Annotated in this window: 21 protein-coding genes and 2 pseudogenes; 12 read left to right on the top strand and 11 right to left on the bottom strand. The window is 35.8% G+C overall.

Annotated features, from left to right (window positions below):
- Nucleotides 1-90: 90 nt before the first annotated feature.
- The 6 genes and pseudogenes from ACTCIM_RS08190 to ACTCIM_RS08165 all read left to right on the top strand — a co-directional run bounded on the left by ACTCIM_RS08190 (nucleotide 91) and on the right by ACTCIM_RS08165 (nucleotide 4,544).
- Nucleotides 91-528, top strand: a complete 438-nt coding sequence (locus tag ACTCIM_RS08190; RefSeq protein WP_472314936.1) for an MOSC domain-containing protein — start codon at nucleotides 91-93, stop codon at nucleotides 526-528.
- 27 nt (nucleotides 529-555) lie between these two features.
- Nucleotides 556-1,026, top strand: coding sequence for an HAD family hydrolase (locus tag ACTCIM_RS08185; RefSeq protein ID WP_472314935.1), 471 nt, complete (start codon nucleotides 556-558; stop codon nucleotides 1,024-1,026).
- A 198-nt stretch (nucleotides 1,027-1,224) separates the two neighbouring features.
- Nucleotides 1,225-2,061 (top strand): annotated as a pseudogene (locus ACTCIM_RS08180) (phosphate ABC transporter substrate-binding protein).
- A 20-nt stretch (nucleotides 2,062-2,081) separates the two neighbouring features.
- Nucleotides 2,082-2,939, top strand: a complete 858-nt coding sequence (locus ACTCIM_RS08175) for a PstC family ABC transporter permease (RefSeq protein WP_472314933.1) — start codon at nucleotides 2,082-2,084, stop codon at nucleotides 2,937-2,939.
- Nucleotides 2,920-3,795, top strand: a complete 876-nt coding sequence (locus ACTCIM_RS08170) for a PstA family ABC transporter permease (RefSeq protein ID WP_472314932.1) — start codon at nucleotides 2,920-2,922, stop codon at nucleotides 3,793-3,795. Before ACTCIM_RS08175 ends, ACTCIM_RS08170 begins: the two co-directional genes overlap by 20 nt.
- Nucleotides 3,792-4,544, top strand: a complete 753-nt coding sequence (locus ACTCIM_RS08165; protein ID WP_472314930.1) for a phosphate ABC transporter ATP-binding protein — start codon at nucleotides 3,792-3,794, stop codon at nucleotides 4,542-4,544. Before ACTCIM_RS08170 ends, ACTCIM_RS08165 begins: the two co-directional genes overlap by 4 nt.
- Before the next feature lie 19 nt (nucleotides 4,545-4,563).
- Here ACTCIM_RS08165 and ACTCIM_RS08160 read toward each other — a convergent pair whose 3' ends face one another.
- Complete coding sequence (locus ACTCIM_RS08160) at nucleotides 4,564-6,270, bottom strand: YcaO-like family protein (protein ID WP_472314928.1); 1,707 nt, start codon at nucleotides 6,268-6,270, stop codon at nucleotides 4,564-4,566.
- Nucleotides 6,271-6,934: 664 nt separating this feature from the next.
- Here ACTCIM_RS08160 and ACTCIM_RS08155 point away from each other — a divergent pair.
- The 3 genes from ACTCIM_RS08155 (at nucleotide 6,935) to ACTCIM_RS08145 (ending at nucleotide 9,561) form a co-directional block, all read left to right on the top strand.
- Nucleotides 6,935-7,168, top strand: a complete 234-nt coding sequence (locus tag ACTCIM_RS08155; protein WP_472314970.1) for an N-6 DNA methylase — start codon at nucleotides 6,935-6,937, stop codon at nucleotides 7,166-7,168.
- Nucleotides 7,161-8,588 (top strand): RNA-binding domain-containing protein, encoded by a 1,428-nt coding sequence (locus ACTCIM_RS08150; RefSeq protein ID WP_472314926.1) that lies wholly within the window; start codon nucleotides 7,161-7,163, stop codon nucleotides 8,586-8,588. The genes ACTCIM_RS08155 and ACTCIM_RS08150 overlap by 8 nt, the downstream gene beginning before the upstream one ends.
- A 271-nt stretch (nucleotides 8,589-8,859) precedes the next feature.
- The gene (locus tag ACTCIM_RS08145; RefSeq protein WP_472314925.1) at nucleotides 8,860-9,561 is read left to right on the top strand and encodes an ATP-binding protein; all 702 of its coding nucleotides are present in this window, start codon (nucleotides 8,860-8,862) and stop codon (nucleotides 9,559-9,561) included.
- A 578-nt stretch (nucleotides 9,562-10,139) separates the two neighbouring features.
- Here the strand turns inward: ACTCIM_RS08145 and ACTCIM_RS08140 are convergent.
- The 3 genes from ACTCIM_RS08140 to ACTCIM_RS08130 form a co-directional block, all read right to left on the bottom strand.
- A complete protein-coding gene (locus ACTCIM_RS08140; RefSeq protein WP_472314924.1) occupies nucleotides 10,140-11,069 on the bottom strand; it encodes a spermine/spermidine synthase domain-containing protein in 930 nt (309 codons plus the stop codon).
- Nucleotides 11,048-11,470 carry an adenosylmethionine decarboxylase gene (speD, locus tag ACTCIM_RS08135; protein WP_472314923.1) on the bottom strand — a complete coding sequence of 141 codons (423 nt, stop codon included), beginning with the start codon at nucleotides 11,468-11,470 and terminating at the stop codon, nucleotides 11,048-11,050. The genes ACTCIM_RS08140 and speD overlap by 22 nt, the downstream gene beginning before the upstream one ends.
- 334 nt (nucleotides 11,471-11,804) lie before the next feature.
- Complete coding sequence (locus tag ACTCIM_RS08130; RefSeq protein ID WP_472314921.1) at nucleotides 11,805-12,593, bottom strand: CsgG/HfaB family protein; 789 nt, start codon at nucleotides 12,591-12,593, stop codon at nucleotides 11,805-11,807.
- A gap of 287 nt (nucleotides 12,594-12,880) precedes the next feature.
- Between ACTCIM_RS08130 and mutT the strand changes: the two genes are divergently transcribed.
- Both mutT and ACTCIM_RS08120 read left to right on the top strand, forming a co-directional pair.
- A complete protein-coding gene (gene mutT, locus ACTCIM_RS08125; protein ID WP_464279497.1) occupies nucleotides 12,881-13,267 on the top strand; it encodes an 8-oxo-dGTP diphosphatase MutT in 387 nt (128 codons plus the stop codon).
- 39 nt (nucleotides 13,268-13,306) lie between these two features.
- Nucleotides 13,307-14,512, top strand: a complete 1,206-nt coding sequence (locus ACTCIM_RS08120) for a type II secretion system F family protein (RefSeq protein ID WP_464279498.1) — start codon at nucleotides 13,307-13,309, stop codon at nucleotides 14,510-14,512.
- Between the two features lie 329 nt (nucleotides 14,513-14,841).
- Here the strand turns inward: ACTCIM_RS08120 and ACTCIM_RS08115 are convergent, their stop codons facing one another.
- Nucleotides 14,842-15,342: a DUF6414 family protein gene (locus ACTCIM_RS08115; protein WP_472314919.1), complete on the bottom strand. Its 501-nt coding sequence runs from the start codon at nucleotides 15,340-15,342 to the stop codon at nucleotides 14,842-14,844.
- Between the two features lie 2 nt (nucleotides 15,343-15,344).
- A complete protein-coding gene (locus ACTCIM_RS08110) occupies nucleotides 15,345-16,013 on the bottom strand; it encodes a DUF5714 domain-containing protein (protein WP_472314918.1) in 669 nt (222 codons plus the stop codon).
- A 940-nt stretch (nucleotides 16,014-16,953) separates the two neighbouring features.
- On the opposite strand from ACTCIM_RS08110, the gene ACTCIM_RS08105 reads away from it, so the two are divergent.
- Nucleotides 16,954-17,340 carry a tyrosine-type recombinase/integrase gene (locus ACTCIM_RS08105; RefSeq protein WP_472314916.1) on the top strand — a complete coding sequence of 129 codons (387 nt, stop codon included), beginning with the start codon at nucleotides 16,954-16,956 and terminating at the stop codon, nucleotides 17,338-17,340.
- Nucleotides 17,341-17,411: 71 nt separating this feature from the next.
- Here the strand turns inward: ACTCIM_RS08105 and vapC are convergent, their stop codons facing one another.
- The 5 genes and pseudogenes from vapC to ACTCIM_RS08080 all read right to left on the bottom strand — a co-directional run bounded on the left by vapC (nucleotide 17,412) and on the right by ACTCIM_RS08080 (nucleotide 21,369).
- The gene (gene vapC, locus ACTCIM_RS08100) at nucleotides 17,412-17,801 is read right to left on the bottom strand and encodes a type II toxin-antitoxin system tRNA(fMet)-specific endonuclease VapC (RefSeq protein ID WP_472314915.1); all 390 of its coding nucleotides are present in this window, start codon (nucleotides 17,799-17,801) and stop codon (nucleotides 17,412-17,414) included.
- A gap of 10 nt (nucleotides 17,802-17,811) precedes the next feature.
- Nucleotides 17,812-18,039, bottom strand: a complete 228-nt coding sequence (locus ACTCIM_RS08095; protein WP_472314914.1) for an antitoxin — start codon at nucleotides 18,037-18,039, stop codon at nucleotides 17,812-17,814.
- 391 nt (nucleotides 18,040-18,430) lie between these two features.
- Nucleotides 18,431-19,018, bottom strand: a complete 588-nt coding sequence (locus tag ACTCIM_RS08090; RefSeq protein WP_029969608.1) for a DJ-1/PfpI/YhbO family deglycase/protease — start codon at nucleotides 19,016-19,018, stop codon at nucleotides 18,431-18,433.
- A 21-nt stretch (nucleotides 19,019-19,039) separates the two neighbouring features.
- Nucleotides 19,040-20,392, bottom strand: a complete 1,353-nt coding sequence (locus tag ACTCIM_RS08085; RefSeq protein ID WP_472314912.1) for an aminopeptidase — start codon at nucleotides 20,390-20,392, stop codon at nucleotides 19,040-19,042.
- A gap of 4 nt (nucleotides 20,393-20,396) precedes the next feature.
- Nucleotides 20,397-21,369: pseudogene (locus ACTCIM_RS08080) on the bottom strand (UDP-glucuronic acid decarboxylase family protein).
- Between the last annotated feature and the right edge of the window lie 2 nt (nucleotides 21,370-21,371).

The raw sequence follows: 21,371 nt of genomic DNA, 5'->3' as shown, positions 1-21,371 counted from the left end.
GCAGTCTTTTCAAGAGGAGGAAAGAGGTAAGTCTTTCCTCCTCTTTTATTTTATTTAGGTTTCAGTTTGCTTGAAAAAAGGAGTGATTTTATGCTTAAGGGAAAAATAGTGGCTATTTCTATAGCTTCTCAAAAGGGAGTTAAAAAGGAAAATGTGCAGGAAGCCTTGCTTAAAGAAGAGCATGGATTGGTAGGAGATGCCCACGCTGGTCCCTGGCATAGACAGGTTAGCTTGTTGGCTTTGGAAAGTATTGAAAAAATGCATCGCAAATTACCCCAGTTAAAGCCTGGAGATTTTGCTGAAAATATAACTACCTTAGGATTGGATCTAACTTCACTACCCCTGGGCAGTAAGCTTAAAATTGGGGAAGTGCTTCTGGAAGTAACTCAGATTGGGAAAAAGTGTCATCAAAAATGTAATATTTTTTATTCAGTTGGCTTTTGTGTCATGCCCAAGGAAGGAATTTTTGCCAAGGTATTAAACGGTGGAACAATTAAAGTAGGTGATTGTATAGAGGTTTTATCTTAGTTGCATTTATATAACAAAGAGGAAAATATGCTGGTTTTAGATATTCCAGGAAGAGAGAAACTGGTTTTAGAGCACTTAATAACAGATTATAATGGAACTATTGCCCTGGATGGCAAAGTTATTCCAGGTGTTATTGAATTGTTTAAAATTTTGTCTAAGGATTTAAAGATACATATTATTACTGCAGATACCCATAACAACGTTAGTTCCCAGTTTAAAGGCCTGGATTTTACAATTCATATTATTGATAAGAAAAATCAAGACTTGGAAAAGTTAAAGTATATTGAAAAAATTGGGCGTGAAAAATGTGTATGTTTTGGGAATGGAGCAAATGATTGTCTTATGTTGGAAAAATCTGCTCTGGGTATAGCAGTTTTACAAAAAGAAGGTCTTTGTTCTTCCCTTTTATTTACAAGTAAAATAGTTGTATCCAATATACTGGATGGTTTAGAGCTTTTATTAAATCCCTTAAGATTGGTAGCTACTTTGAGAATATAGTTTTTTACAACTAGTTGTTTCTTAACCCTTAAAATTTCCCCTTCTTATTTAGCAGTTTTCCTTCCTCACCTCTTCCTATTGATAAACATAATCAAAAACAACAAAAAGTATTATTAAATAGAATTAGATGTTTAGGTTTTATTTGGATATCTAATAAATATTTTTTATAACTATTTATTATTAAGGAGGGGACTGGTCATGAAAAGGATTTTGTCTTGTTTAGTATTGGTACTGGGTTTTTTTGTTTTTAGTAGTTATGCTTTGGCTGAGAGTGATTATTTAAAACCTTTTAAAGGCCTTAAGGGTACAATTGATATTGCTGGTGGTACTGCTCATATACCGGTAATGAAAGAGGCAGCTAAAAGGATTATGAGTTATAATCCTGAGATTAGGATTTCAGTAACAGGAGGTGGTTCTGGAGTTGGAGTGCAAAAGGTTGGAGAGGGCTTGGTAGATATTGGCAATACCGGTAGGGCTCTAAGCGCTGAAGAGATAAAAAAATATGGACTTAAGTCTTTTCCCTTTGCCATAGATGGGGTGGCCGTGTGTGTGCATCCTGATAATCCTGTAACTTCTCTTACTTCCAAACAGATTCAAGAAATATTTGCTGGTAAAATTCAAAATTGGAAAGAGGTTGGCGGCAAAGATAATCCTATCCATCTTTACACCAGAGATGAAGCCAGTGGCACTAGAGCTGTGTTTTGGAAAAAGCTTTTACAAAAAGGAGTTATTGCTCAAAAAGCCAATATTATTCCTTCCAATGGGGCTATGAAAATAGCCATATCCAGAGATGAAAATGCAATAGGCTATTTAAGTATTGGGCATATTGATAATACTGTAAAACCCCTTGAAATTGATGGAGTTTATCCTTCTTAGGAAAATGCTAAGAACGGTGTGTATAAGGTGGTACGTAAACTTTACATGAATACCAAGGGTGAGCCCAATAAACTGGTTAAAACCTTTATTGACTATATTTTATCCAAAGAAGGAGCAGAGATTGTCCAAAAGTATGGTTTTATTCCTTTAAGTAAGTAAAAGGTAAAAGAGTAAGAAAAATGCCAGGGAGTAAGGCAGACCAGAGATTTATTTTTTGCTTAAAGTTGTGCGCTATTTTTTGTGCAGGGGTAGTAATGGCTATTTTGGGGTTTCTGCTTTACTTTACCTGGCCCATTATTCAAAGAGGAGAAATAGTTGCGGTTTTTTCCCTGCACTGGCAGCCCTATCAGGGTCAATTTGGCATCATTCCTATGCTTATTGGCTCTTTATGTCTTGCCTTTTTGTCCATGCTAATTGCCTATCCCTTGGGGATAGGCATAAGCCTTTTTGTGTGTGGCTTGGGCCCGAGGTTTTTAACTAAACCCATATCCAGGCTTGTGCAGTTTATGGCTGGAGTTCCTACAGTGGTCTATGGTTTTGTGGCTGCCTTTTCTTTAGTACCCTTTTTACGCAAAAGCTTTCCCTACGGTACTGGATTTTGTCTCTTAGCTGCTTCTCTTACTTTGGCCTTGCTTTTACTTCCTACCATTGTTCTTGTCTTAATTACAGGCTTAAAACCTTTACAAGATAGGTTAAGACTTACTTACCTTGGACTTGGCTTAAATACCAAACAGGCTTTGCTACATATAGTTTTACCTTCTACTAAAGGTTGTTTTTTAGCTGCAGGAATACTGGGGTTTGGACGAGCTTTGGGAGATACTTTAATTTCTCTTATGTTAGCAGGCAATGCTCCTCAAATTCCTTCTTCTTGGTTTGATTCCATTCGCACCTTAACTGCCCACATTGCCCTGGTAGTGGCTACAGATAGTCAAAGTGCTGCCTATAATTCTGTGTTTACAGCAGGTTTAATTTTATTTTTGGTTTCTTTAAGTACTAATCTTATACTTTATTATCTTCATGGAAAAACAAAAAATTAAGTTAAAAGAGATATTGTTTACTGCGCTTTCTTGGTGTGGCCTTGGCTATCTTTTGTCTGGCTTGGCTATCTTGGGTTATTTTTTAGCTACTAAAGGAATCCTGGCCTTAAATAAATCACTTTTTTGGGGAGATGCTCCCATTTATCTGGCAATTGTGGGTAAATATCCTGTTTGGGATGGTATCTGGCCAGCTATGGTAGGTACTTTTATGCTTGTTTTTATTTCTACTTTAATCTCTGTTCCTTTGGGAATTGGTTGTGGAATTTACTTAACCTTTTTTTTAAAAGGAAGATTAAAAGCTATCTTTAATTTTTGCCTGGATCTTTTAGCTGGCATTCCTTCTATTGTAATGGGACTTTTTGGTTTTGTTTTGATTTTATTTTTGCGCAGGACTATTTTCCCCAGAGCCAATACTTCTCTTTTATTGGCAGGGTTTTGTCTGGCTTTACTGGTTTTGCCTTATATTATTCGAACTACACAAAATGCGTTTTTGTCCTTAAGCGAAGAACAAAGGCTTATAGGACCAAGCCTGGGCTTTTCTTATTGGCAAAATTTTTGGTTTGTTTTACTGCCCCAGGCAAGCAAAGGAATTTTAAGCGGAATTATTTTGGCTATGGGCAGAACTGCAGAAGATACTGCAGTCATACTTTTAACTGGAGTAGTGGCCAATGCTGGCATGTTTCAAGGATTAACCGATAAGTTTGAAGCCCTTCCCTTTTATATTTATTACACAGCAGCTGAATTTCGTAGCCCAGAAGATTTGCAAAAGGGTTTTGCCAGTTGTATTATTTTACTGATCTTAACTTCCATGTTGTTTCTGCTGGCCAATACTTTACAACGCTGGATAAAAAAATGAATCTTGAGCCTATTGTAACAGTAAAAGACTTATCTATAGAGTTTAATAGAAAGCAGATAGTTAAAAATATAAATCTCAAACTTTATCCTAATAGGATAAATGTATTTATAGGAGCATCTGGAAGTGGCAAAACCACTTTTCTTAGGAGTTTGAATAGGTTAAATGAAGAACTTGGAGCTAAAACATCTGGTAGGGTAATAATAAAATTTAAGAATAAAAAAATAGATATATACAATTTGAAAACAGATGTTAGTTTGTTGCGCAGAAAAATAGGTATGGTTTTTCAAGTACCCAATTTACTGCCAGGCTCTATTGCTGATAATATCTTGTTGCCTTTAAAACTTTTATTTCCTTATGATAAAGAGACAAGAGAAAGGCAACTACTGGATTCTTTAAAAAAAGTACATTTATTAGAAGAAGTAAAGGACCGCCTACATATGGAGGCGAGTATTCTTTCTGGAGGGCAGCAACAAAGACTTTGCTTGGCCAGAACTCTGGCTTTAAAACCAGAAATACTTTTACTAGACGAGCCAACTGCTTCTCTGGATTTTCAATCTTCGAAAAGGATAGAAGAACTTATTTTAGAGTTAAAACAAAATTATACTTTGTTAGTAGTTTCCCATAGTCTATCTCAAGCCAGAAGATTGGCCGATTGCTTGTTTTTGTTTAAAGAAGGTAAGATTGTAGCAGAGTATCAGGATAAGAAGGCCATTGAATCTGGTTTCGCAGAGTTGCTGGAGATGTTTTAAAGCTCTGGTAAAGATATTTTTACTCTATTAAATCCTTTTTACTTAATTTTAAATATTGTTCCCACATTCTGGGCTTAATTGTAGTGGTTTCATCAAAACTCAACAAAGATTCAAAACCAGGAATTATAGCTTTTACTACAGGTAAACCTATATCTTGTCTGGTCAGATTTACATATATGGGATGATAACCATTGGCAGTAAGTAGATATTCCAATTGATATAGATTGGCTTCTATACTTCCCAGGCAATAGTTGGGAAACTCTTCCAGGGTCTTTCCCTTGAGATTTGCAGGCCAGTTTTTGGTTTTAGGACCATGGGGAAAGGGGTAAGGTACTTCTGTAAGGGCAGCAACAAGGGCTTTTTGGGCATCTAAATTGGCACCTGTACCTTTAAAGATTTCACCCTCTAAAGTTTCTACAAAGGCCTTGTAACAGGGTATTCCCAGTTCAGTGGTTAAGTCTTGAAAGGTCACCTGGATTCCCGCTTGCTCCAGTTTGCTCAATAACTTGGTAAAAGGAGTTGATGCACTTTTTTGAGGATTCAGGCGAAAACATTTTTGAGGAAGGTAAAAGCCCAGGGCTTCAGAGTCCCTTTCTATTACTTCTAATAAGGCAGCCAATTTAGCCTGGGCTAGAGTAGCTCCAGCTGCCAGACCTGTGGAGCCCAATCCATCAAAGAGGTCTATTTCATCTAAGTTACTGAAGAGATAGACCACCTGAAGAGGAACTAAAATCTTTTCTCTTTGCTCTGGCCTAAGGACCTGCTCTCCATAAATCCAGTGCAGAGGTTCTTCCTGGTAAGTAAAATCCAGACCTAATTTTTGAGGTGAAAGACAGTTAAGCCCTTGTTTTTTAAGGTTAGAATAAGTCCCAATATAGATTGGCTTAGATTCTTTTAAGTCCAGGACTTGATTATCCTTTATGCTGGCAAAAGAAGAAAACCTTTCCACTATCTCCATATAAAGTCCTACCCTGGCTTGATCCAGGTTAAATCCTCTACCATAGCTGGTTTGCAAAGAATTAAGAGAATAGTTTAGAGATGGAGTATTAACCTGACGCATTAGTTTCCACTGTCTAAGCAACCCAATGGGGCTTAAGGAGCTTTGGTGGCGCATTTCAATGCTAGCAAAGATGTTTTTGCTCTGGAGGATTTTATAGGCTTTTTTAGCCAATTCATAACTAGAAGGTAGTGGTGTGGGAGAAAAGGATTTAACAGCAATTTGAGAATGAATTTTGGCCAAAGAAGATACTTGGGGATTGATTGGGTTGAGTTTTATAGGAGAAGGAAGATTAATTTTTTCTCTTAAAGGCAAAGGTTGGTGGTGGATTAAATTTTGTTCAAAGATTTTTAGCCATTGCTGGTGTAAGCTTTGTGCGGGCTTGCTTAACACCCGGCTGATAATCAAAGGAGTATGTTGTTGAAGGCTTTTCAGGTCAGTAGATGGAAAGAATTTTTCCAGTTTTTTAAATTTGGGAGATAATAAAGAAAGCTCATAAGCCAGAGATTGTAAAGGTAGAGGCAGGGGAGAAAAGCTCTGTAATTTTTTTTTTATCTCTTCTATTGTTAAAGAACCTAATTTGTGAATTATATGCTTGCGCATAAAAGTATCTAGAGGATGCTTTAGAAGATAATTTAGACATTCTGTCAAAGAAAGCTCTTTGATAGGAGTGGCAGCAAAAAAACCAGTAGTTTCAGTGGTATTTATCAATTCTAATTTATATTCCATAGAAAAATCCTTTTTAAATAAACTTGAGTTAGTGATTCGATTTTAGCTAAAAGTAGTAGATTAAGCAATGGAGGTCATTAGCTCAAGTTTATTCAGGGGGCTAAGGAGGGATAAAAAATATGGGGTTTGATACTTAGAAGATACATAGGCTTGGCAGGAGAAGATTATTTTGAGAAAGGTTTACAGGACTACAAGCTAAGTTTTTAAATTCATTTAAAAGAAGAGAAAAAGTTGAATAAGTTTATCTTTAGAAACCCAGGTAAAGTTAAAATAACGGCGGAAGATTAAGCAATGAAAGATGAAAATAAGCTTATAATTTTTGAAGATAGAGATTCAGCTAACAGAAGGAGAAATTTGGCTTAGCTTAAATCAAATGGCTTATTTATTTGATGTTCAAAAAGAAGCTATATAAAATTATATTAAAAATATTTTTGATTTTTGTGAATTTGAATTAGATTCAACCGTTTCCAAAATGGAAACGGTTCAAATTAAAGGTAAGAGGAATGATTTTAAATTCACAACAACAAGAAATTTGGCAGTTTTTAATTGAAAATTTTAGTTGTTTTTGGTAGAGATAAAAGAGAGTTATATATACATTGAGTCAAAAATAGCGCAAAATAACCCAAAATAAGCCAAAACAAAGGAAGATGAAAGTTATGAAGACATAAAAGGGTTTTGTAAATCTGCTACCATAGAGGAAGTCAGAGAGCTTGATTATGTTTTAACACCCGGTCGCTATGTGGGGTTTGCTGAAGAAGATGATGATTTTGATTTTGAAGAAAGGTTTACAAAGCTAAAAGCCGAGTTTTTAGAGCAGTTAAAAGAGGAAGAAAGGCTAAATAAGCTCATTCTTGAAAATTTAGAAAAAATTAAAATAAAAAAGAAGAGTGATGATTGAAAAAGACATATTTAAACTAATAAAAACTGGGGAAGGGATAAATATTGAATTCAAAGAGAGTACAACCTCTCCAACAAAGGATATTTATCAAACAATCTGTGCATTTCTTAACCGTATTGGTGGATATATTTTATTAGGTGTAAAAGATAATGGAAAAATTATTGGAGTTAATCCAGAGCACATTTCAAAAATAAAAAAAGAAATTGTAACATCAGCTAATAACCCTCAAAAAATTAATCCACCAATCTCCCTTATGGTTGAAGATATTCAGGTTGAAGGAAAAACAATAATATTGGTTACCGTACCAGAAAGCTCGCAGGTTCACAGATGTAATGGTAAAATTTACGATAGAAATGAAGATGGAGATTTTGATATTACCAACAATAACGATGCTGTAGCAATGCTTTATATGAGAAAACAAACAAATTTTTCAGAAAATAAGGTTTATCCTTTTTTAACATTAAAAGAATTAAATGAAACAGTGATAGAAAAAACAAAAAAAATGATAAAATCTTTAAATCCAAATAGTCCACTGCCTGAGATGGATAATTTTTCAATGTTAAAAAGTCTTGGCTTTTATCAAGAAGATGTTACTACAGGCAAAAAAGGATTTACACTTGGAGCATTACTACTTTTTGGAAAAGATGAAATTATTTATTATACATTAGCTTATTATAAAACAGATGCAATTTTAAGAATTGAAAATGTTGATAGGTATGATGATAGAGAAATTGTAAATACAAACCTTATTGATGCATTTGAAATTCTAATGCAGTTTATAAAAAAACATCTTCCAGATCCTTTTTATCTTGAAGATAATATTCACAGACTCTCTTTGAGGGATAAAATATTTAGAGAAGTTATTTCAAATATTTTGATGCATAGAGAATATTTAAGCCCACTTCCTGCAAAACTTATTATTGAAAAAACAAGAGTTGTCACTGAAAATGCAAACAGAGCTCATGGATATGGGCATATTACTCCAGATTCTTTAGTTCCTTATTCAAAAAATCCTAAAATTGCAAGAGTATTTAGAGAAATTGGAAGAGCAGATGAACTTGGTTCTGGAGTAAGAAATATTTTTAAATATACTCCCATTTATTCAAAAGGCGGCACTCCTCAACTTATTGAAAAAGATGTATTTAAAATTATCATTCCTCTTGTGTCTGATAATCTAAATGAAACCAAGGAGAAAAGTTCGGAGAAAAGTTCGGAGAAAAGTTCGGAGAAAAGTTCGGAGAAAATACTGGGTTATATGAAAGAAAATAAAAATATTACAATAGCGGAACTGTCTCAAAAACTTGGAATTTCAACTAGAGCAGTAGAAAAACATATTTCCAAACTCAAACAACAAGGAAAAGTAAAAAGAATTGGCCCTGACAAGGGCGGATATTGGAAAGTTGTGAAAGATGAAGGATGAATGTTGAAGGATGAACAGTGAAAATCAGTTAGTAATTTTAACTGATACTGTTTCGATTGTGGAAACAGTTGAAGTTTTATAAAAATTCAACTGTTGCAAAATTTGCAACAGTTCAAACAGATGACAAAAAAAGAAAAATAAATTTTATAGCTTTTGAAGGATAAAAGATGAAATCAGAAATAAACTTTTCCCATACGCAAAAATTGAGTGTGCAAGGTTTAAAGGAACTATACCCGGAGATTTTATTGACCAAAAGACTATTGATGAGCCTTTGAGTTTTCAGGCAGAAGAAGCCTATAAATTTGTTTTAAGGCATATTTCTCAGGGTTCAATCTATGAAGGAGTTTATAGAAAAGACAGATGGGAGTATCCGGTTATTGCCATTCGTGAAGTTATAAGAAATGCTGTAATTCACAGAGACTATTCTTTAAAGGGCAAAGACATAAAAATTGCCATTTTTGACGATAAAATTGAAATTACAAGCCCGGGTAAATTAATGCCTACTATTGATTTTGACGATATGGAATCCGGTCAGTCAGACATAAGAAATAAAGTTCTTGCATCCGTGTTTAAAAAACTCGGTATTATAGAACAATGGGGAAAGGGATTAAGATTAATTGCTGAGGAGTTAAGAAAGTATCCGGAAATAAAATTTGAATGGAGTGAGCCGGGAATTTCTTTTAGGATAACATTTAGAAAAATAAACCATAATCCAGAAATTCAAAAGGGGGAGGATATACAAACTGCGACCGATTACGACCGATTGTCCGTAGAAGAAAAAAAGGTGTTGTTGTTCTTATTAGACAATGAAAAAATTTCAAAAAAAGAAGCAATGAATTTAATTAATGCTAAAGAAACAAAAACCAAAGAGGTTTTAAAAAGTTTAGTTGAAAAAAAACTTATTCAAAGACAAGGAAAAGGAAGAAGCACTTATTATATTTTGAAAATTGAAAAGAGAAAAAGCCATGAGTGAAAATATCATTAATTCAGAAGATTATAAGAATTTCATAACACAGATAAAGAACAAAATACACTCTGCGCAGATAAAAGTTGCTATTTCTATAACTCAACAGATGCTTAAACTTTATTGGTTTTTGGACTCAGAAATTGTAAAAAAGCAAAAAATAGCGAATTGGGGCGACGGCCTTTTAAAACAGATAAGAACCCTGTAACATTATTTGTGTAAATCCGTATTTTGGTTTAAATTAGGATTTAAAGCAAGATTAATTCTATCCTCAAAATAGATATAGAGCTGAGGATAGATTTTTGACCAATTCTTTATAGTACCAGTGATTTTGTTCTTGTTGTAAGTGTAAGTTTTAGAGAATCTTTTTTAATATTAAGTGAATTAGACAATATTATCTTTCTGGCTTTACTATTAATTTTAGATCTTATAACATTGATAATTAGTTTTATATTTTCTTTTATTTACGATTTTTTAATTGGTTAAAAAATGTTTAATATTACAATATACCAATTTAAAATATTAGTAGTAGAAAAAACCAGGTAGGAAGTTTAAAGAAAATTTCCTACCTGGTTTAAAATTGTTTTTTATGTTGGGTTAGTAGAGAACCAGTTGGGTTGATTTTTTAGGGAATAGACGGTTTTTTCTTCTTTTAAGGCTTGCTTAAGATACTTGGGAAGTATGGTAGAGCTAAAAAAGGTTTCTGAATCCAGAAACTTTAACTCGCCCTTTATTTGTTCGTTGATTAAGGTATCTATTTGTTTTGCTGAAAACGCTTTAAACTCCTTTAAGGAAACTAGAGAAAATCCTAGAGGAGTTAAATAACTCTGGCAAAAACAGAGACAAGCCTTAAAATAAGGGAATACCTGTTTTAGGGTATGGGCTACCCGGGTGAAGCAATAGTGATCAGGAGGGGCTGCTGGTCCTGACTGAACACTGATAATTCCCTCAGAAGAAAGTATCTGTTTTAGTTGAGAGAAAAATTCCACTGTAAAAAGAGCCAGCGAAGGCCCTTTTTCTATGGGATCTGAAAGGTCACAGATTATTACATCCCAGAGAGTTTGATTTTCTTTAATAAATTTAAAGGCATCTTGAATTATAATTTTGGCTTTGGGATGTTCTAAAGAATTTTGGTTTAAATCGCTTAAATAGGATTTAGCACATTCTATCACTTGTTTATCAATATCCACCAGAACCACTTCTTTTACACTTTGCCAGCGCAAAGCCTCCCTTAGTGCACATCCATCCCCTCCACCCAGGATAAGTACTTTTTGGGGATTGGCGTGATAAAGGCAGGGTAGATGCACCAGTAGTTCGTGATAAATAAACTCATCAGCTTCACTTATTTGGCAGATATTGTCTAAAAGCAGCACCCTTCCTAAAAGAGGCGATTTGATTAGAGCCAGCTGTTGATATCTGGTTTTTTCTAGACAGAGTATATCTTCTGCTGCATGCAGAAAAATATCTCCACCTGTGATGACCTCGGAAAAATAGTCTAGTTTCTTCTGGCCTGACATGCTGAGCAACCCTCTTGTTCTAAGTTTGGAAAGTAATTATCTTTTTTTACTCTGTTCCCCCGAGGAATAGTAATTAAATCATAATCTTTGGCTTTTAGAAAGTGTACTAAGAATTCGCAGGCCTTATGGGGATCAGAATGTTCCCCACAGGTGAAGATATCTATGGCTGCATAGCCTAATTCTGGCCAGGTATGAATGGAAATATGGGATTCAGCTAACAGGGCCAGAGCTGTTACTCCCATGGGATGAAATTTGTGACTGGTTAGGTTTAAAAGCGTGGACATGGACTGTTTGGAAGCTTGGGTGAGGGCTTCGCGGATGAGTTTTTCGTTATCCAGGATGTCAAAGGGACAATCCTTTACCTCTAAGACAAGATGAACTCCACAGATCTTTTTTTTCAATGGTCTTCCCTCCTTATGGTTAAAGGTTACGCTAAGTAGGTGCCATACTTTCGGGCACTAATACCTTTTCTTTAATTAACGGTTCATCACTACTCATAAAAACCCCTGGGTTAATGGTTAAACTTAGATCCCCTTGAAAAATAAACAGGGAATTGGACATTATCCCTTAAACTTCAGTTTAATTGAGGAAAAAAATAGGGAATGTCAAGCCATAGATAGGCTAAAGAAGAAGTGGTTTATTGGCTTACTAGAAATTTTGAATAAATTGTTTTGGACTAGAGATGACTCAAATAAAAAGGCCTCAGCAATCTGAGGCCTTTTTTAAAGGTTAATTTTAGTACTTAAAATACTCTTTTGGGGTCTCTTCAGCCAAAAATTTTACTGCTTGGTAAATACAGGTCCTAATGGCCTTTTCCATAGGAGTTTTGGCAAAAGCACCCAATTCTCCTCCCATGGAGCCTCCACCTGTAAGTACATTTAAGGCACTGCCAATATTAACATCTTTTGATTCACCTTTTACAGTTGTAGCTGCCAAAATTTCTGTAGTGTTAGCATCAATAATTCTAATATCCATAGCCATAGAAGATTTTTTGAAACTTCCTTTTACACTTTGAAACCATTTCCCATAATCACCAAATAAGCTACCTCCGCCACCAGAGGTGCCAGGCTCCCAGCCGGTTACAGCAGCTACAATAATAAGATCAGCACCTTTAAATTTTCCTTTTTTTATACCGCTTTTATCTGTCCAGCCCTTTTGTTGCAATTGAATTTCCTTGGCCAGGACATCTAGATTTTGTCTTTCCAGGACCTTAAATCTTTTACTTTGGACCATAGCAGTGGTGAGCATATCCCTTAGGGCCTTTCCATATCCAGACTGTTCAGGCGTTTCTTTGATGGCAAAACTTCCCATAGGTCCACTAATGGTAGTGGTTTTGCCCCCGCTTTCCCCCACTGCCCACTCAAACCTGGCCACAGCAACCTTGGCTTTAGGGCCGTGATAGGGAGGTAATAATTCCTCCATTTTGTTTTCTGTTTTAGCACTTGGCTCTACAAGTTTTTCCATACATCCACTTAAAATAAACATTAACAAAACTACTAGCCATACGTATAATTTACGCATCATTCTCACCTCCTTTATTTTTTGGGTTTTAATTATTAAAAAAATAAAATATTTTTTTTAATCTTAAAATTACATATATTTTTTAGTGCATCAATAAATATTTTAATTTTTCCAGGTTTCTTTGTCTAAAAAAATTTTAACATTTTTAAGTTGTTAAATAAAAAAAGAGGCTTATTTTTAAAGTAATAACTAAAAATACGAAGTTGCTTTTATTTTTTAACTTTTTATCTTGAGGCTGGTTAAAATTTTAGTTATAATCACAAGTTAGATTGTTTTAGTTTTGGGAAATTATGTTGAAAGTTGTAGCCGGGATATTATTGCAAAATAATAAAGTATTGATTGCCAAAAGGCAGGCAGGTAAAGAGTTTGCCCATTTTTGGGAATTCCCTGGGGGTAAGGTGCAGGAGCAGGAAGGTTTAGAAGCAGCTTTGGCCAGAGAATTCCAGGAAGAACTGGGGATAAATCCCCTTGAGTTTTACTTCTGGAAAGTGTTAAGGCACAAATATTCTAAGTTTGAAGTAGAGCTTTATTTTTACATAGTTAAAAAATGGCAGGGAATAGTAGAGGCAAAAGAAGGTCAGGTGGTGAAGTGGGAATTTGTGCTTGATTTAAATCCAGAGATATTTTTACCAGCAGACAGAAAGGTAATTTATTGGTTAAAAGAGGAGTTTAACTAAAGGTTTCTAATTATCTTATTAATTCAGGGAGGGAAGTGGATGCCAATATTTATTTACAAGGCCAAAAACAGGGCTGGAAGAAGGGTCAAGGGAGATTTTGATGCGCCCAATATAGACCTGGCTCTTATGGCCCTGAAGAATAAAGGCCTTACAGATATTAAAATTAAACCCAAGCCCAAGGACCTGTTTGAAGGAACTTTTTTAGAAGGCAAGGTAACCACCAGAGATATGGTTATCTTTAGCCGTCAGTTTGCCACCTTGATTAATGCCGGTGTTCCTATGCTCCAGGCCCTGCAGGTTATGTGTGAGCAAACCCAAAATAACAAGCTCAGAAGAAAGCTCTATCAGGTAAGAAATGAAGTAGAAGCAGGCTCTTCTCTTTATATGGCTTTATCCAAGCACAAAGACGTATTTGATGATTTATATCTCAATATGGTGCAGGCAGGTGAGGCTGGTGGTGTTCTGGATGAGGTTTTACTTAGACTGGCAGAATATATTGAAAAAGCAGCCAAACTTAAGTCTAGAGTCAAGGGAGCACTTACTTACCCCGCAGTAGTTGTAACTGTAGCTATTGCTGTAGTAGCAGTTATCCTGATTTATGTTATTCCCACCTTTGAGTCCATGTTTGCCGATATGGGAGGAGCTTTGCCCTTGCCCACCCAATTGGTTATCAACTTGAGCCGCTTTGTAAAGGCCAAGTTTATGTATATGGTGGGAGGGGTAGTTGGAGCCTATATTTTATTTAAGTTTATTTATCGCACAGAAAAAGGTAAGCTATTTTTTGATCAGGTCTTTTTAAACTTACCCATTTTTGGAGACTTGCTGCGTAAAGTAGCTGTGGCCAAGTTTAGTAGAACCTTAAGCACCATGATTAGAAGTGGAGTGCCTATCCTGGAAGCCCTGGATATAGTGGCCAAAACCAGTGGCAACAAGGTAGTAGAAGAAGGAATTATGAAAGCTAAATCCAGTATCTCTGGCGGTAATACCATTGCTGAACCTCTGGATGAAACAGGAGTATTTCCTTCCATGGTAATACATATGATTTCTGTAGGTGAGTCCACAGGTTCTTTGGATACTATGCTGGAAAAGATTGCTGATTTTTATGATGATGAAGTAGATGTGGCAGTAGAAACCCTTACTTCTCTTTTAGAGCCAGTAATGATTGTCTTCCTGGGTACGGTGGTTGGTGGCCTGGTTGTTAGTATGTATCTACCCATATTCAAGATGGGAGAAGTTGTGGGTTAATCTTCTGGATTTTAATATTTTTAAAAAGCCCCTGACTTAGGCAGGGGCTTTTTTATTTATTGAAAAAGGGGACAGGAGAATAATGCTACTCATTGCAGTCTTTCGAATTAAGCTTATGGCATCATCTGAACCAATTACTCTTATTACTTTCCCTAGAATGTTAAATTGCCTATCCACAAGATCTGACATAGTTTGATCATTTAAGAATTCTTACTCTAAGGTTATTACTGTCTTAAAACCACAGACTAATTCGTTTGAAACGATATCAATCGTTCCCTATTTTCAGAGCTTTCAAGAATCGCTCCATTTGTTTTTTTATAAGTTTATTATCATTTGTCTCGCAATGCTTTCCTTTGTTTTTTAACTATTTGGTGAGGATTAAATAGAAGAGCCATTTTCATCAAGCCTACTAATGTATACATAGTTTGGACTATCGGATTTTTTCTAAGTTGAGCAGTAGATTCTATAAAATTTCTAACGTTGGGCTTATATTCTGAGTCGACAATTTTTAAATCACCTTTATCAATGAGGATTTCACGAAGAGTTTGAAACATGGGAGCCGATGTATGCGCTCTTCTGATTTTTGTAGTCCAGATGATGCTTCCACTGTTTTTTACTACATCCTGAAGGGTCGATTTAAGTAGCGTAGAAAATGACTTGTTTAGTCCAAATTTGGCACTGTATTGTTGTTGGTCTTTATCTAATTGAGATTTTGAAGCGCTGACACGAGTTACCGTAGAAATGCCTCCTTGGAGCATATCAATCAGATCAAAAACAATTCTTTGATTTAAATAAACAGGAATAATTAATTCAGTGATATCAATACTCATTATTAGTTTTTATTTTTTGAATAATATGGACACCTTGCCTGTCTGCAACCATGCGGATGGAATGAATCAAAATAACAAATAATTTTTTCCATTGATCCTGGAAGTGAAATGTTAAATTCCTTCTTTAACCACTTCTGTGCTATTCTCAGTGATTCCCATGAATAAGCCTTACAACAGCTTGGACCTGTAAGATTAGCTATGGCTTTGCAGACTTCAGATGTTATCTCCATTACTGTCTTTTGTTCTTGATCTGTTCCACATTTTGAGCCAAGCAAATAAGCAAAACAGGCTCCCACTGCTGGTACAATACCACATATCCCGGTTAGACCACAATATCCTCCTATGGCTTGATTGGAAATTCGGGAAAATACTTCATCAACAATTTTGTCAGTGATTTTAACAGACCCTTCTTTTTTCAATGCTCCGAGCAAAGCTCCTGCAACCATAAAGGCATGATGACATCCAAGCATTGGGACATATAGCTGTTGTAACATTTGGTCAAATATAAAGTACGGATCCATTGAACTGGATTTAAGATAAATTTCTCTAGATTTATCTATTATAGGTTTATTATGACATTCTTCACAGATAGAATGCCCATCGGGACATAAAACATAATTATTAAATTCTTTCCCACAATAGAAGCATTTGGATTTTTGAGCTTGAGTCAAATATTCAAGTGGACTCCCACACACTAAACAATTTTGTAGCTCAATCTCTTTGTTATTTGGTGCAAGTCTCTTTTTCGCCTCACTGGGCGAATTGTTTTTTGTATTTCAACATCCGCCAGATGTAGAATTAATCTTTTTAGTTTCCATAAATTGACCTTTGTCTATATGTCAAAATAATATCAAGGTTATTAAAATTAATACTCATTGCATATTATTGCATAGCTTGAATGTAGTATTTATTTTTTGATATGATCCTTGACTAAAATGTTAAGACTTTATCACTTTCCATGATTAGCCTATATAAGTCTTTCTGGGTTCCCCTCTTGTGATATTCTTCCTTCACTTCGTGAAGTTCCATTAACTTGCCTCAGGCAAATAGTTGACCCTCAGAAAGAGTAAAAGTTGTTGCTAATTTTTTTAAACTCCTTTCTAGCAAAAACTCCCTAAATTGTCAAGCAACTCAGAAAGAGTAAAAGTTGTTGCTAATTTTTTTAAAGGGAATTTATCCGAATCTAATTCCTCATATTTAACAGAGGAACCATCTAAAAAAAGTAGCGTAATTCATTTCTTTGAGCGTAATGTTGGCTAATCTGAAGCAATTCCAAAGTACCTCTGGAATATCTTAACAAATAAAACTTTCATATCTATATTTCATCGCTATCTAACTTAGAATTTATTAACTTACTTAAGTTCCAAACTACCCAAAGAAAAATCATATGTCAATAAATACTCAAAAAATATTTATGCAAAATTTTACACTTTGTAACTTGATTATTTTATTAATATTTGTTAAATTTTACTATACAGATTTTAACCTACTCATAATATATTAAAACAGTTTTTTTGACATATTTAAGGATAAAGTGACATAAGATATATGTCAAATTTTTTATTTGATTGATATATAAATTAAAATAAATTTATTTTAAATATTTATAACTTGGCATATTTATATGATGTAGTCAGGGCAAAGCAGAATAGACGACTACCAGTAGCTCTCACAAAAAGAGAAGTAAGAAAGATTTTTAATCACGTGCCAGATGACCAGAAATTTATGACCATGTTAATTTATGGGAGCGGGATGAGGGTAAGTGAATGTGTCCGACTGAGAGTTAAGGATATAGACCTGGAACAGAATATTGTTATTATTCGTTCAGGAAAAGGGGACCAGGACAGAATTACTATTTTACCTGAAAGATTAAAAGATGGAATGATCAGGTATATTGAAAGATTCCGTGAAATTTATACAGATGACCTCAAGAAAAATATTGCTGGAGTAGTTATGCCAGGTGGCCTTGGTAGAAAATATTCAGATGTAAGAGAGTAAAAAGGAGACAGGCGAATAATGCTTAACTAGATATATTGGTGTAGGTTATTGAGAGTTTATTTTTTTACAGTCTACATCCAATTTTCTATCTTTAGTCTTTTTATCCTTTTAAACTCTTTCTCGTTGTTTGTCACCAGAATAGCTTCTAAGGATATTGCATGGGCTGCTATTTGCATATCATATGCACCAATTGGCAGGCCTTGTTTTTCAAGCTCTGACCTTAGTATGCCATATTCTTTAGCCGCCTCTATGCCAAACTCGTATATCTCAAAGCTGTCAATAAATAGCTCAATAAGGTTTATCAATTTTTTTGAGTCTTTTTTGTAGGCACCATAAAAGAGTTCTGACACAACAATAGAGGATAGAGCTACTGTGTTTTCTCTGGATATCTGCTTTAGTTTTTCCTTTATATGAACTGGATGTTTTCTAATGATATAACTACATATATTTGTATCGAGCATGTAAATCATCTTAGAAAAGCTCTCTTTCTTGAGGTCCTGGTTGGCTTCTGTCTTTTAGGAAGTCTTGTTGATCTAATTTCTCAAGTTCTTCAAACAATTCATCCCATTGGTTTTCAACAGGCGTTATTATTATTTTGTTTTTCTCCTTTCTTATAAAGGCCTTTGTGCCTTTGAGTTTGTATTTTTTTGGTATTCTAACGGCTTGCGAGTTACCGCTTTTAAATACTCTTGTTATCATTTTTTTGCTCCCCAGGTTAAGTTTGTTACTACAAAAAGTATATACTAAGATTATAAAAAGTCAAGAGGGGAAAAGAAACCTGGCGAATAGTGCCCTTATTTCTCCTTTAGAGCCGGTAATGATTGTCTTCCTGGGTACGGTGGTTGGTGGCCTGGTTGTTAGTATGTATCTACCTATATTCAAGATGGGAGAAGTTGTGGGTTAATCTTTTGCTACTTAAAAACGCCCCTGACTTAGGCAGGGGCGTTTTTATTTATTTGAATTGGAATTTCCAAAAGAATCAGGATGTAATTAATTAAAAAATTATTTGAATTTACTGGTTATATTTTATTGTTTCTTTTGGGGCAAGTTACTTTTAAAAGTAACTTGCCCTTTGATTTACATATTGGAGCTAGGCTTCTATCTTACTTCCCAGAAGTTCTAAGAATTTCCTCATCCATTCAGGATGGGCTGGCCAGGCTGGGGCTGTGACAATATTGCCATCTACGTAAGCATTGCTAAAGGTTTCATTTACTTCTCCCCATTTGGCGCCAGCTCTTAAAATATCTGGCATGACTGCTGGATAGGCAGTGCAGAGTTTGTCTTTAATAACATCAGCAGCTACTAGAATTTGTTGGCCATGGCAGATGGAGGCAATGGGTTTGTTGTTGGCAGCAAAGTGTTTAACTATTTCAATAAGTCTTGGGTTTAAACGCAAGTATTCAGGAGCTCTTCCGCCAGGAATAACCAGGCCATCGTAATCTTCTGGATTGATTTTCTCAAAGTCAGCAGTAATGGCAAAGTTGTGTCCCCGTTTTTCGGTATAGGTCTGGTCTCCTTCAAAGTCGTGCACTGCGGTTTTTACTGTTTCGCCTGGTTTTTTGCCAGGACAGACTGTATCTACCTGGTGACCTACCATAAGGAGCATTTGATAAGGTACCATAGCTTCATAGTCTTCCACAAAGTCACCTACCAGCATTAGAATCCTTTTTTGAGCCATTTCTTCCCCTCCTTTTGCATTTTAAGTGTTTAAAAAGTATTTATAGGCTAGAAAAGTAGCGTATAAGTCAGCTTTGCTACTCAGTTCAAAGGGACTATGCATACTAAGTACTCCTGGGCCAAAGTCAATTATTTCCAGACCATAAATGGCCAGGTATTTGGCTACTGTGCCTCCACCGCCCAAATCCACCTTGCCCAATTCAGCCATTTGCCAGGGAATTTGTTGTTGATTTAAAAGGTTTCTAAGCCAGGCCACATATTCAGCGTGGGCATCATTGGCCCCATACTTACCTCTATGGCCTGTAAACTTACACATTACCGGTCCCTTGCCCAACAAAGATGCGTTTAGTTTTTCATGTACTTCCTGGTAATCCGGGTCCATGGCAGCGTGCACATCCGCAGAGATGGCTTTAGAGTTTAAAAGCATTTGAGCAAAGGAAGTATTTTTTTCTTCCCAGGCTAAGAGTAAGTCCTTTAAGCAATATTCCAGAAACAAAGACTTGGCTCCACTGGAACCTTCAGAGCCTATTTCTTCCTTGTCCCAAAAGACCAGTACCTGGGTATGCTCTGGAATCTCACTGGCTAAAAAGGCTTCCAGGGCCAGAAAAACACAGATGCGGTCGTCCTGTCCATAGCCACCAATAAGGCCTCTGTCCAAACCTACTTCTCTGGCAGGTCCTGCTGGTACTGCCTGTACCTCTGCACTAAAAAAATCTTCTTCTTTTAGGCCAAAACGTTCTTGCAGTAATTTTAACAAATGGTTTTTTATCTTTTTTTCCTTGGCCTGTTTTAAGGGAATGTGCCCCAAAATTACATTTAACTTTTCTGCTTCAAAGGCTTCACTTACCTTTTTTTCTATTTGTTTGTAAGCTAGATGTGGAAGTAGGTCTGCAATGGTAAAAACAGGGTCTTCTGGGTGTTCTCCAAGGTTGATTTCCACTTTTTCTCCACTGGTCTTTACTATGACTCCATGTAAAGCCAGAGGCCTGGCCAGCCATTGATGTTTTCTAATCCCACCGTAATAGTGGGTTTTGGCCAGGGCAACTTCACATTCTTCATAAAAGGGATGTTGTTTTAAGTCCAATCTGGGAGTATCTGCATGAGCGCCAATAAGCCTTATTCCTTCTTGTAAAGGCCTTTTGCCTTTGCGAGCAATAAAAATGGTTTTGTGGTGTAAAATGCGATAGACCTTTTCCTGGGAGAAATCTTCGGAAAATCCCTTTTCCTGCAGGATTTGCCTTACATAATTTATGGTCTCTCGTTCAGTTTTGTTTTGAGAAAGGAATTTGAGATATTTTTGAGCCAGGGAGTTTATCTTTTTTTCTTGCTTACTATAAACTTCCCAGCAATTTTGGGTTTCAAACTCTAAGTTCATGGGGTTATTTCCTCCTTAACCACTCTTCAAAATAGGCAATGGTTTTTTTTTAATCCTTCTTCTAAAGGGACTTTAGGTTCCCAGTTTAAAGTCTTTTTAGCTAAAGAAATATCTGGACGCCTTTGTTTGGGGTCATCTTGAGGTAAAGGCCTAAACTCTAGCTTGGATTTGGAATTGGTAAGTTCAATGATTTTTTCAGCCAACTCCAAGATAGTCATTTCTGCTGGATTACCCAGGTTTAAAGGCCCGGTTATTTCTTCTGGGGTTTGCATAAATTTACATATGGCTTCTACTAAATCGTCTACATAACAAAAGGAGCGGGTTTGCTCCCCCTGACCATAGATGGTTATAGGTTTGTTTAAAAGGGCCTGAAGGATAAAATTGCTTATAACCCTGCCATCATTGGGATGCATTCTCGGGCCGTAGGTGTTAAAAATCCTGCCCACTTTTATTTTTACTTTGTGTTGGCGATGATAATCAAAAAAAAGGGTTTCTGCACAGCGCTTTCCCTCATCATAACAGGAACGAGGACCTATGGGGTTTACCTTTCCCCAATAGCTTTCTGGTTGGGGATGCACCTCGGGGTCTCCGTAAACTTCAGAGGTGGAAGCTTGAAAAATAGTAGCTTTGACTCGTTTGGCCAGCCCCAGCATATTGATAGAGCCATGTACGCAGGTTTTAAGGGTTTGGACCGGGTCAAATTGATAGTGAATGGGTGAAGCCGGACAAGCCAGATTATAAATTTCATCCACTTCTAGGTACAGGGGAAAGGTTATGTCATGTCTTAACACTTCAAAATTGTTGTAATCCAAAAGGTGATAGATATTGCTTTTTTGTCCAGTATAAAAGTTGTCACAGCAAATAACTTCTTTTCCTTCTTTTACTAACCTTTCACAGAGATGAGAGCCAATAAATCCAGAGCCTCCTGTTACCAGGACTCTTTTGCTTAAAAGGTCTTTTAATTCACCCTGATACATTT

It is taken from the genome of Desulfonauticus sp. (assembly GCF_055126295.1).
The sequence above is the reverse complement of the archived record's forward strand: the minus strand, read 5'-3'. Positions and strand labels throughout refer to the sequence as shown.